Source organism: Flavobacterium sp. N2038 (assembly GCF_025947185.1).
Lineage (GTDB): Bacteria > Bacteroidota > Bacteroidia > Flavobacteriales > Flavobacteriaceae > Flavobacterium.
Genome location: NZ_CP110001.1, coordinates 1,439,426 through 1,451,625, shown reverse-complemented (window position 1 = coordinate 1,451,625; position 12,200 = coordinate 1,439,426). Strand labels below are relative to the sequence as shown.

The window sequence follows — 12,200 nt, the reverse complement described above, 5'->3', positions numbered from 1 at the left end:
GACTTTACCAAAATCCAGCAACACCAAATTCCTCAAAATTTTGTGTTAATTCGGGGCTAACTTCTAAATTCAAGATTGAAAAATCCTTATTTTAGCCCTACTATTTTTAAATTCAGACTCATGAAGTTCTCTAAAATTTTACCATTATTACTTTTTACCTTTTTAGTTGCCTGTAACAATCAAACAACAAAACCATTTGAGTCTATTGCTCCGAAAGAATTTGCAGAGAAAATTAAAACCACTGAAAGTCCGCAAATCTTAGACGTTAGAACTCCTGACGAATTTGAATCTGAACATCTTAAAAATGCAGTCAATTTAAACTGGAATGGCGAAGATTTTACTGCTAAAGCCGAAGCTTATGATAAATCGAAACCTGTTTTTGTATATTGTTTAAGCGGCGGGAGAAGTAAAAAAGCTGCCGCAAAATTAAAAGAATTAGGTTTTACAACCGTTTACGAATTAGACGGAGGAATCATGAACTGGACCGGAGAAGTGTCTGGCGCATCGCCAGCAGAAACCGGAATGACAATGAGTGAATTTAATGATTTATTAAAAACAGATAAAAAGGTACTTATTGATTTTTATGCTGAATGGTGTGGTCCTTGCAAACAAATGGAACCGTTTCTTTTAAAATTGCAAAAAGAAATGGCAGACAAAGTAACTATAATCAGAATTGATGTTGATAAAAACAAAGCTTTGGCAGAGCAGCTAAAAGTTAATCAGCTTCCTACTTTACTATTATACAAAAACAAAACCATAGAATCGAAAACTATAGGTTTTGTGAGCGAAGAGAATTTAAAAAAACAACTGCAATAAATTAGATAATTATGCTAACGAAAGAATCATTGCAATTTTTAGACGATTTAAAAAAGAACAACAATCGCGAGTGGTTTCAGGATAATAAGAAACGATACGAAATCTTCAAAAAAGATTACCATCAATTGGTAAGTGATTTTCTTGACGCAATGAGACCTCTTGATCCATCATTAGAATTATTAGAAGTTAAAAACTGTACCTTCAGAATTAATCGTGACATTCGTTTTTCTAAAGACAAATCACCTTACAAAGCACATTTGGGCGTTTGGATGTCAAGCGGAATTAAAGGCCTAAATCGTGCCGGGTATTATGTTCATATAGAAAAAGGAGCCAGTTTTATCGCGGGAGGATTTTATTCGCCTGAATCAGATGATTTGAAAAAAGTTCGTAAAGAAATCGCTTTTTTCCACGATGACCTGGAAGCTATTATTGCCGATAAAAATTTCAAGAAAGAATTCGGAAACTTAGATTTTAATGAAAGTAATTCGCTTAAAAATCCACCAAGAGGTTACGAAAAAGACCATCCGGCAATTGAGTTCTTAAAACTAAAGAGTTTCACTGCTACTCAAAAATATGACATTTCTGAAGTTACTCAGAAAGATTTTGTCTCAAAAATAAGTCAAAAACTAATCGCTTTAAAACCATTAAACGAATTCATAAATCGTGCATTAGATACTGAGGAATTTTAAAGTTTCGCCACAGATTTCACAGATTAACACAGATTAACACAGATTAACACAGATTAAAAAATCATTTTAAATCTTTTATCCCGATAGCTATCGGGAGGGGCAAAAAAACTAAACAATTCAAAAAAAACGCCACGAATTCACGAATTATTTGAAATTCATTCGTGAATTCGTGGCGAAAAAAAATTAAGTTTGCCGAATGAAAAAAAGAAAAATACTTTTTCTTGGAGAATCTTACCGTGCCGACGCTATAACCTGGATGAAAGGCCTGAAAGAATTTGGCGATTTTGAAATCATCACCTGGGAACTTCAAACTCCAAGCAACTCCAAATTTGATCGGTTCAAACGCATTTTAGAGTATTTTTTTGCTCCGGTTTCTATTCGAAAAATAATCAAAAAAGAAAAACCGGATATGGTTATTGCCGAAAGAACCACAAGTTACGGTTTTCTTGCTGCAATATCAGGATCTAAAACCATTGCCATTGCACAACAAGGCAGAACCGATTTATGGCCGGAAGATTCCTCTTTATACCCTTTTAAAAAATTCATTCAGAAATACGCTTTCAAAAAAGCACATTTAATTCATGCCTGGGGACCTGTAATGACTATTCACATGAAAGCAATCGGCGTTGACATGAATAAAGTTTTAGTTCTCCCGAAAGGAATCAATTTATCGCTTTTTACACCTTCAACCAATAATTCGACTAGAATTGAAGCAATCGTAACGCGTTCGTTAATGCCCGAATACCGACACGATTCTATTTTAAAAGCTTTTGGAATTTTACATCAAAAAGGAATTGATTTCTTGCTAACAATTGTAGGAGACGGAACAAGACTGTCCTATTTAAAAGATTTAGCCACAGCACTTCAAATTGAAAACAAAGTAATTTTTACCGGAAGAATTCCCAATACAGAACTTCCAAAATTACTGCAGCAATCAAATGTTTATATCAGCATGCCAATTACCGAAGGCGTTTCAGCTTCTTTATTTGAAGCTATGGCTTGCAATTGTTATCCTGTCGTTTCTGATCTTCCCGGTAACCAAAGCTGGATCACACATCGCGAAAATGGTCAGTTAATCAAAATTGATAACATTGAAATGTTAGCCGAAGAATTGATTTGGTCATTTAAAAATGATGAATCCAGAAATAATGCCATTATTCGAAACAGGAAATTTGTAGAAGAGAACGCTAATTATGTTATTAACATGAAAACTATTTCAGATAAATATCATGAGTTGCTGAACACACGAAATAATTAACCACTAAGTTTTACAATTCTTTGTCTTCATAATTCAGCTATTTATCACTTACTTTTTTAAGAAAAATCAAAACGTAACTTTTTTTATATCTTATCGACATATTACTTGTTACATTGTTTAATTTAATTCTTAAAGTAATATGAATAATAGAAGAAAATGGTTAAAACAAATAAGTTTAGGCACAATAGGATTAGGTATTATCCCATTTGAAACATTTGCAAATCCTTCTACAGAAGAATATTTTTTACCCAATTTTGACAAATCTCCTATCTTATTAAGATCAAACGAAAATCCTTACGGTCCTTCTCCACTAGCTATAACTGCTATGTCAAAAAGTGTCAATTTAAGCAATCGCTATGGCTGGGATTTTTTACCGCAACTAATTTCTGCTATTGCCAAAAAAAACAATGTTTCGGATGCTAATATTTTATTAGGAGCCGGATCAACAGAGATTTTAGATTTGGTTCTTCAATATACTGCCTTAAAAAAGGGAAATTTCATAACTGCAGAAACAACCTTTGACTATTGGACAGCTCCTTCTGAAAAATTAGGGATAAAAAAAATTACAGTTCCTCTCACTTCCGATAAAAAACATGACTTAACCGCAATGTTAAAGGCTATCGATTCTGATACAAAAATGATTTACATCTGTAATCCCAATAACCCAACAGGTACTATTTGCGAAAGAGAAAAATTAGTCTCTTTTATAAACGAGGCAACTAAAAAAACAACTGTTTTCGTCGACGAAGCTTATATCGATTTTACAAAAGAACAATCACTAAGCGATTTGATTATCGAAAACAAAAATTTAATTATTACCAAAACTTTTTCTAAAATGTACGGTTTGGCTGGTGCACGTGTAGGCTATGCCGTTGCACACGCATCAATAATCGAGGAACTTTCTATTTTAAAATCATCTCCAAATTTATCTGTTAGTGTTGTATCAGCTTCAGCTGCAATGGCATCACTACAAGATGAAGCGTTTATACAAAAAGTACATTCTTTAATCGAAGAGGCAAAAAAATATACTATTGAGCAACTTACAAAACTAAATTTAAAGTGTATTCCGTCTTACTCCAATTTCGTTTATTTCTCTTTAGATAATTATAAAAAAGACTACTTCAAGCAATTGGAAAATCATAATATTCAAGGAACCAAAATTTATGAAGAAAACGGAAAATGGACCAGAATTACCATAGGAACTTTGAAAGAAATGCAACAATTTATTGCCGCTATAAAATAAAGCCCACAATACTTAACAGCCTACGGTAGTAAAAACTCCAACAGGCTTAATTGCTTTTCCTTTTTCAGCAGGTTTTGATAAGTACAGCGTTGGGCTTGAAGCATTATAATGACTAGCAGTATCAATAATTAAATCTAATTTATTATCGTCATCAAGATCTCCACCAAAAATCATTCTTATCATTTGGTCGTCAAAATTTTTCTTGGCGACCAAAAGTTCTTTAGTTTCCTTACCGTCAACAACAGTTCTTAGATATAATTTATAATCCGAAACTATAATCCAATCTGAATCTGGTGATTCTTTTTTCTTTTTTCCTGTTGCAAACAAAGTATATTCGATGCCTTTGAAATTAAATTTAAAGCTTTCTTCAGGATAAATATTCTCTGGTATTTTGACACTTAATATATTTCCGTCAATAAAATAAGGCAGTTTCTCAATTAAAATTACGCAAGTATCTTTTACAGAAGCACTAACTTCCCAACCTGTTTTATCTTCCTCATTATCATCAATTACAGGGTCATTTACACGTTTAAAAAACACTTTGGTTTCTGAAAGTGAATAATCATTCTTGTTTTTAAAAAGACCAAACCAGGTTTTCTTATCATAATTTTCTTCAATTTCATCATTATGAAATGTTTCCAACTGAATAATTTTAACTGGCAAAGTACTATCAACCGGAAAAGAAAAATCTTCTTTTACAGGATTGTTGACAGCAAGTTTGGATTCCTTAATGGAGTCTTTACTTACACTGCTTTTTATTGCCGTTTCTGTTTTCGATTTATTACAACTGAGAAATTGAAAAATTACAATTAAAAGAAATAATGTTCTAAAGGTTACTTTCATCGATTTGGTTTTGTTAGTAAAAGGGAGCCAAACATACAAAAGAAAATAGCAATACTATGAGATCAATGTAAAAATTGAATTACGAAATTGAAAATTCTTTATTAAGAAAACTTACTAAAAGCGTTACAAAAGGAATTAAAATTTCAACTCGATATTTTCCCAAAATCTAACTCAACTAAATTATAATTCTTACTTTTGATTCCAGAATTTTCCCGAGATTTCGGGGATATAAAAAGCCTTTTATTTATGGAAATCCAATCCAATTTTTCTTTAAAAAAACACAATACTTTTGGCATTGAAGCCAGTGCAAAACGATTTGTCGCAGTTCATTCAATTGCAGAATTAAAAACAATTTTAGAAGAAAACAAAAATGAAAAAAAATTCATTTTAGGTGGCGGAAGCAATATGCTTTTAACCAAAGACATCGACGCTTTGGTCATTCATATTGACTTAAAAGGAAAAAAAACAATTAAAGAAGATGAAGATTTTGTCTGGGTCGAAAGTCAGGCAGGTGAAACCTGGCATGATTTTGTACTTTGGACAATTGATCAGAATTTTGGCGGTTTAGAAAACATGTCTCTGATTCCTGGAAATGTGGGTACAACTCCCGTTCAGAATATTGGTGCTTACGGAACAGAGATTAAAGATACTTTTGTTTCTTGTGAAGCAATGAATATTGCAACTCAGGAAATGAAAACTTTTACAAATGCTGAATGTAATTTTGGCTACCGCGAAAGTATTTTTAAACATGAAGCAAAAGACCAGTTTATTATTACCTCGGTTATCTTTAAACTTACCAGACACAATCATAAAATCAATACCTCTTATGGAGATATTTTGGCTGAATTAGCTAAAAATAACATTACAGAACCTACATTAAAAGATGTAAGTAATGCTGTAATCGCAATCAGACAAAGTAAATTACCTGACCCTAAAGAATTAGGAAATAGTGGAAGTTTTTTTAAAAACCCAATCCTACTAAAATCTGATTTCGAAAAAATCCACCAAAAATTTCCTGAAATGAAATACTACGAAGTTTCTGAAACAGAAGTAAAAGTTCCTGCAGGATGGCTTATTGAGCAGGCTGGTTTTAAAGGAAAACGTTTTGGTGATGCCGGAGTGCATAAAAATCAGGCTTTGGTTTTAGTAAATTATGGTAATGCTACCGGACAGGAAATTCTTGCCGTTTCTAAAGAAGTCCAAAAAACAGTTTTTGAAACTTTTGGAATTCAAATAGAAGCGGAAGTTAATGTAATCTAGAAGAAAAAATAGTCCCAAATTATACTTATTTTTCACTAATTTTAACAGAAGCTGTCAGACTGAGCGAAGTCGAAGTCCTTTTCGACCGTAAAACATTTCGACTTCGCTCAATGTGACAACTGAAAAAGAAAAAAAATGTACACACCTGACTTATATAAAGACGAAGATCCGGAATCTATCAGAACTTTTCTAAAAGAGAATAGTTTTGGAATTCTGATTAATCAGACTAACGGCAAATTATGCGCTACACATATTCCGATAGAATTAGAAAAAAATGCTGATGGGAAAGAAATTCTTCAGGGACATATCTCCAAACTAAATCCACAAGCAGAAGGCTTTAAAGAAAACGATCAGGTTTTGGCTGTTTTTACAGGACCGCATTCTTATATTTCTCCGTCATGGTACGATCATGAAAATGTACCAACATGGAATTATATAGCCGTACATGTTTATGGCAAAATTAAGATTGTGGATTATGAAACTACTGTAGAACAATTAAAAAAACTGGTTGATAAATATGAAGCCAATTCTGAAAATCCTGTTCGTGTAGAAGATTTATCTACCAAAACAATGCGCGAAGCCAGAGGAATATTTGGCTTTGAAATTGAAATCGAAGAAATTCAGGCAACCAAAAAACTCTCACAAAACCGCGACGATCATAATTATAAAAACATAATTTCAGAATTAGAAAAAACCGAAAACCCTCAGTCTATTGCTATTGCAAAAGAAATGTCAAAATGCCGAAAGTAAATCGGTTTTAAACATTGAAAATAAGAAATTCTATAGCTACCTTTGTTCTCGCAAAATTCAAAAAATTAAACGACACCTAAAATCCAGATGCTTATATTAATATTTTACTTTTTTATTGCTATTGCCTTTATTCAGCTTTTCTTCTACTTAGGTATTTTTGGAAAGTTTGCTTTTGCTAAACCTCAGGACGTTAACCCAAAAAACATTCCTGTTTCTGTTATCGTATGTGCAAAAAATGAAGAAGAAAATGTCAAGAAATTTATCCCATTATTGGCGGAGCAAAATTATCCTGATTTTGAAATTGTTTTGATTGATGACGCTTCAAGCGATGAAACTTTAGAAGTTTTTGAAGAATTTGAACAACAATATTCAAACATTCGTTTGGTAAAAGTACAAAACAATGAAGCTTTCTGGGGCAATAAAAAATACGCTTTAACCTTAGGCATTAAAGCTTCAAAAAAAGAATACTTACTATTCACAGATGCCGATTGTTATCCAACCTCAAAGGAATGGATTACCACAATGACATCCCAGTTTACTTCAGAAAAAACCATTGTTCTGGGTTATGGCGGATATGAAAAAATTGAGCGTTCTTTATTGAATAAAATTATTCGTTTTGAAACTCTTTTAACGGCTGTACAATATTTTTCATGGGCAAAAATTGGCGCTCCATATATGGGAGTGGGTCGAAATTTAGCCTATAAAAAAGAAGAATTCTTTAATGTTAACGGTTTTATCGACCACATTCAGGTTCGCTCTGGCGATGATGATTTGTTTATAAATCAGGCAGCAAACAAAGAAAATACAACAATTTCATACGCTCCGGAAGGTTTTACTTATTCAAGACCTAAAGAATCGTACAAAGAATGGTTTTCTCAAAAAAGAAGACATATTTCGACTGCAGAACATTATAAGTTTTTTGACAAACTGCAATTGGGTATTTTTTATACCTCACAATTATTCTTCTTTTTATTAGTTATACTTTTATTAGCATTCCAGTTTCAATGGATTGCTGTGTTAGCAATACTCGCAACAAGATATACTGTCGTATGGACTGTAATTGGTTTTTCGGCAGGAAAATTAAAAGAAAACGATCTTAAAATCTGGTTTCCTGTTGTAGAGATAGTGCTTATATTCACACAAATTAATATCTTTATAACTAATATCTTTTCAAAACCGGTACATTGGAAATAAATTCTAAAATAGAAAAAGCAAAAAAAGGCGATCAGATCGCCTTTACTTTTTTATTAGATTTTTACTGGAATGAAGTTTATGGCTTCATGCTAAAACGCACTGAAAATGAAACAATTGCAGAAGATATTACTATAGAAACTTTTTCTAAAGCTTTCGATAAAATTGCTACTTACAACTCTGAATTTAAATTCAACACCTGGTTAATCAGCATAGCAAAAAACGTCTACATTGATTTACTACGAAAAAAGAAAACCAGTCTTTTTATTGAAATCACCGATAGTGAAGATCAACAGGCATATAACATTGCCGACCCTACTCCATCTGCTGAAGATGCACTAATTAAAGATCAAAATCTATCCCGCTTGCTTTTGTGCATTAAAGAATTAAAACCACATTATCAGGAAGTCATTCAACTGCGTTACTTTCAGGAGATGTCTTATCACGAAATTGCCACAAAAATCAATGAGCCTTTAAGCAACGTAAAGGTAAAATTACTTCGTGCTAAAAAATTATTAGCAGAAATCATTGAGCGTAACATATAATTTATTATCTTTAAGAATAGATTAAAATATTATCATATTTTTTCTTAAAAAACTAATTATCTAACACACTAAAACAACAACTCCTACGTTGTTTGCTAAAAACCCAATCCTTATCGCGTATGATTTAAAGTTACTTAACCTTAAAACCCAAAAATCATGTCTAAATCAAGCATCTATGAAAGCAAGTGGACCAATCTTGTTTTCGAAAACAAAAACAAAGAGTACGGTGCGTATCAATTACGCCAGGAGAATTCTAAAACAACAATTACCGCACTATTTATGGGGTTGTTACTGTTGGCAGCCTTAGGAAGCGTGTCGATGCTGATTAATAAGTTTAGGACCGTAGATCCTGTAGAAAATGCTCCGGACAATATTTTGCCCGACGTAATTACACCCGTTGATTTAAAACCGTATGTTGAACCTCAAAAAGCAGAACCAGTACTTCCTGTACAAGAAAGTGCTCCAGCTGTTGTTACAACTTCAAGTCAATTAACAAATCCGGTAGTAAGCCATACAGACGAAGCTGTTCAGGAAATTGCAATTAACAAAGAAAATGTTCCCGTAGTTGAAAATGCAACAGGAAATGGAAATGTTGTTAATGCGATACCAAGCAGTGGCGGTGGTACAGGAGAAGTTGCTCCTCCTACTGTAAACATTAATGAACCTGTGAATTCTGCAGTTTTAGACAAAATGCCGGAATTCCCAGGAGGAATGAGCAAATTTTACAGCTATGTAGGAAACAATTTCACAAGACCTGAGCTAGACGCTGAGAGAACCTTAAAAGTATACGTTTCTTTTGTAATTGAAAGAGACGGTTCAATAACCGATATTGTAGTACAAAAGGATCCAGGATATGGAATGGCTAAAGAAGCAATTAGAGTTTTAAAATCATTAAAAACAAAATGGACTCCGGGTATCTTAAACGGAAAACCAGTGAGAACAGCATACAACCTTCCAATTACAATAAAAACAGAAGCCGAATAAAATAATCGATAACTAAAAGAAAGCAGAACTTAGGTTCTGCTTTTTTATTTTAATTACTTTTACAACTCCTTAAAAGAATAACTATTGTATTATAATTAAAAAACAAAAAAATGGGAATATTTTCTGCTCTTATGGGCAATGCAGGCACTGTTAGTCAAGAAGATTTACTTAAAAAATACGGTCAGCTTTTAACTGATAACGAACAAGTTGAAATGGGTTTTAAACTAATCCGTGATACTTTTATTTTTACCAACAAAAGATTAATTCTTGTTGATGTACAAGGCATAACAGGAAGTAAAACAGAATATAAATCTATTGCATATAAAAGCATTACACGTTTTAGCATTGAAACTGCCGGCACTTTTGATCTTGATGCCGAATTAAAAATCTGGGTTTCAAGCGAAACAAATCCAAGTATTGTAAAACAATTTACTAAATCTGTAAACGTATATGATGTTCAAAAAGTTTTGGCACATCACGTTTTAGGTTAGGACTTAAAATAAAAAAAACGGCAAATTTAGAATTTGCCGTTTTTTTTTTAAATCAAAATTTTATTTTTTCTTAGCTGTTGTTTTCTTAGTTGTAGCCGCTTTTTTAGTTGTTGTTTTGGTTGCAGGAGCTGTATTTACAATTTTTTGCTGCACATAAGGCTTGTACAATCCATCTTTTTCAGCTCTCTTTTTTGCATCGTCAGCTCTCTTTTTAGAATCCGGATGCGAACTCATCATCTGATCAATAAATGACGCTTCAGATCCTTCACTCATTTTTGCCAAAATCCTGAAAGCAGATTCTTCAGCATTTACATCATAACCATTTTTCTTTAAGAAATTATACGAAAACAAATCTGCTTCAGATTCTTGTTTACGACTAAATTTACTGTCTACCATGGCGCTTCCAATTTTCCCTAACTGACTATCAGTAACAGCAGTAATTTTTGCAGACTGTGAAGATACTCCATCAATCAAAGCTTCTTTTTGATAAGCTGCACGCATAGCATCTCTTGTGTCATTATTTGCAACGTGGCCAATTTCGTGACCAATAACTGCCAGCAATTCATTATCATCCATAATATCCATTAAACCAGAATATACACGAACGCTTCCATCAGCAGTTGCAAAAGCATTTACTTCTTTAAGTTTATAAACTTTATAATTCAGTGTATATCCTTCACCTGAAGTATATTTTCCAAAAACCCTGTTTAATCTTAAAGTATAACCGTCATTTGGCCCTGCAACTTCATTGGTTGAATCTAATTTACGAACAGCTTCTTTAGATAAAGCTGCAGCATCTGCATTAGATAAGGTAAAACTAGTTACTCCTTTTTGAAGAGCTCCCATCGCTTTATCACCTAAATTAATCTGCGCATTCATTTGAGTAAATCCTAATGTTGCGAATAAAACTCCTAAAACTATAAATTTCTTTCTCATGTCTATATTAATTACAATTTAACAACAAATGTACTACATTAAATAAATGAATTCCGTTCAAATGAGCTCATTTTATAACAAATAAAGATATAAATTTTAAACGATTAAAAGTCAATATAATACCACAAATACAAAAGAAAATACCAAAAGCGACTAAAAACAAACCGTTTGAACTAGTTCTATTTCTAAAAATTAGCTTTTTAACATATTCTCAAAACAATCTTTAAAACAGCAGTTATCAATAAAAAAAGGTACAATATCAAAATGCAATATAAACGAACCTCAAATAAACTACATTCATTATCTTTGTGTTTTGAATTTTGATATATGGAAACAGTCATTGAAAATATACCAACTGGAAAACCGAAATGGTTAAAAGTAAAACTTCCAATTGGACAAAAATATACTGAACTACGTGGTTTAGTCGATAAATATAGCTTAAACACCATTTGCACCTCAGGAAGTTGCCCAAATATGGGAGAATGCTGGGGTGAAGGAACTGCAACATTTATGATTTTAGGAAATGTTTGTACACGCTCTTGTGGTTTTTGTGGCGTAAAAACGGGTCGCCCGGAAACTGTAGACTGGGACGAACCTGAAAAAGTGGCTCGTTCTATTAAAATCATGAATATAAAACATGCTGTAATCACAAGTGTTGACAGAGATGATTTAAAAGATGGTGGTTCTATTATATGGATTGAAACTGTAAAAGCAATCCGCAGAATGAATCCAAATACGACTCTGGAAACTTTAATTCCTGATTTTCAAGGAATGGAAAGAAACCTTGACCGAATTGTAGAGGCAAATCCTGAGGTAGTTTCTCATAACGTTGAAACGGTTCGTCGTTTAACTCGTGAAGTGCGTATTCAGGCAAAATACGATCGTAGTTTAGAAGTTCTGCGTTATTTAAAAGAAAAAGGAATCAACAGAACTAAATCCGGAATTATGCTTGGACTTGGTGAAACTGAAGAAGAAGTATTCCAGACTATGACCGACTTACGCAATGCAAATGTTGATGTTGTTACGATTGGTCAATACTTACAGCCAAGTAAAAAACATCTTCCAGTAAAAGAATTTATTACTCCGGAGCAATTTGCCAGATATGAGCAATTTGGCTTAGAATTAGGCTTCCGACATGTTGAAAGTGGCCCTTTGGTTCGCTCATCATACAAAGCACAAAAACACATTTTATAA

The 12,200-nt window shown here is 32.8% G+C and carries 13 protein-coding genes; 11 read left to right on the top strand and 2 right to left on the bottom strand.

Annotated features, from left to right (window positions below; genetic code table 11):
• Window positions 1-120 precede the first annotated feature (120 nt).
• From trxA to hisC, 4 genes are all read left to right on the top strand, one after another.
• Window positions 121-816 carry a thioredoxin gene (gene trxA, locus OLM51_RS06550; RefSeq protein ID WP_264553546.1) on the top strand — a complete coding sequence of 232 codons (696 nt, stop codon included), beginning with the start codon at window positions 121-123 and terminating at the stop codon, window positions 814-816.
• 11 nt (window positions 817-827) lie between these two features.
• Window positions 828-1,505 (top strand): DUF2461 domain-containing protein, encoded by a 678-nt coding sequence (locus OLM51_RS06545; RefSeq protein WP_264553545.1) that lies wholly within the window; start codon window positions 828-830, stop codon window positions 1,503-1,505.
• Window positions 1,506-1,701: 196 nt separating this feature from the next.
• Entirely contained in the window at window positions 1,702-2,763 is a 1,062-nt protein-coding gene (locus OLM51_RS06540) for a glycosyltransferase (protein ID WP_264553544.1), read from the top strand.
• A 139-nt stretch (window positions 2,764-2,902) separates the two neighbouring features.
• Window positions 2,903-4,006, top strand: coding sequence for a histidinol-phosphate transaminase (gene hisC / locus OLM51_RS06535; RefSeq protein ID WP_264553543.1), 1,104 nt, complete (start codon window positions 2,903-2,905; stop codon window positions 4,004-4,006).
• A gap of 12 nt (window positions 4,007-4,018) precedes the next feature.
• Here hisC and OLM51_RS06530 read toward each other — a convergent pair whose 3' ends face one another.
• On the bottom strand, window positions 4,019-4,849 hold the full coding sequence (locus OLM51_RS06530; protein WP_264553542.1) for a hypothetical protein: 831 nt from the start codon (window positions 4,847-4,849) through the stop codon (window positions 4,019-4,021).
• A gap of 246 nt (window positions 4,850-5,095) precedes the next feature.
• On the opposite strand from OLM51_RS06530, the gene murB reads away from it, so the two are divergent.
• From murB to OLM51_RS06500, 6 genes are all read left to right on the top strand, one after another.
• The gene (murB, locus tag OLM51_RS06525) at window positions 5,096-6,109 is read left to right on the top strand and encodes a UDP-N-acetylmuramate dehydrogenase (protein ID WP_264553541.1); all 1,014 of its coding nucleotides are present in this window, start codon (window positions 5,096-5,098) and stop codon (window positions 6,107-6,109) included.
• Between the two features lie 135 nt (window positions 6,110-6,244).
• Window positions 6,245-6,859: an FMN-binding negative transcriptional regulator gene (locus OLM51_RS06520; RefSeq protein ID WP_264553540.1), complete on the top strand. Its 615-nt coding sequence runs from the start codon at window positions 6,245-6,247 to the stop codon at window positions 6,857-6,859.
• A gap of 87 nt (window positions 6,860-6,946) precedes the next feature.
• Window positions 6,947-8,053, top strand: coding sequence for a glycosyltransferase (locus tag OLM51_RS06515; protein WP_264553539.1), 1,107 nt, complete (start codon window positions 6,947-6,949; stop codon window positions 8,051-8,053).
• Window positions 8,044-8,595 carry an RNA polymerase sigma factor gene (locus OLM51_RS06510; RefSeq protein ID WP_264553538.1) on the top strand — a complete coding sequence of 184 codons (552 nt, stop codon included), beginning with the start codon at window positions 8,044-8,046 and terminating at the stop codon, window positions 8,593-8,595. Before OLM51_RS06515 ends, OLM51_RS06510 begins: the two co-directional genes overlap by 10 nt.
• 156 nt (window positions 8,596-8,751) lie before the next feature.
• Window positions 8,752-9,579, top strand: coding sequence for an energy transducer TonB (locus tag OLM51_RS06505; protein ID WP_264553537.1), 828 nt, complete (start codon window positions 8,752-8,754; stop codon window positions 9,577-9,579).
• Window positions 9,580-9,689: 110 nt separating this feature from the next.
• Window positions 9,690-10,070 carry a PH domain-containing protein gene (locus OLM51_RS06500; RefSeq protein WP_264553536.1) on the top strand — a complete coding sequence of 127 codons (381 nt, stop codon included), beginning with the start codon at window positions 9,690-9,692 and terminating at the stop codon, window positions 10,068-10,070.
• Window positions 10,071-10,130: 60 nt separating this feature from the next.
• On the opposite strand, the gene OLM51_RS06495 is transcribed toward OLM51_RS06500, so the two are convergent.
• Entirely contained in the window at window positions 10,131-11,006 is an 876-nt protein-coding gene (locus OLM51_RS06495; RefSeq protein WP_264553535.1) for a M48 family metalloprotease, read from the bottom strand.
• A 327-nt stretch (window positions 11,007-11,333) separates the two neighbouring features.
• On the opposite strand from OLM51_RS06495, the gene lipA reads away from it, so the two are divergent.
• On the top strand, window positions 11,334-12,200 hold the full coding sequence (gene lipA, locus OLM51_RS06490; RefSeq protein ID WP_264553534.1) for a lipoyl synthase: 867 nt from the start codon (window positions 11,334-11,336) through the stop codon (window positions 12,198-12,200).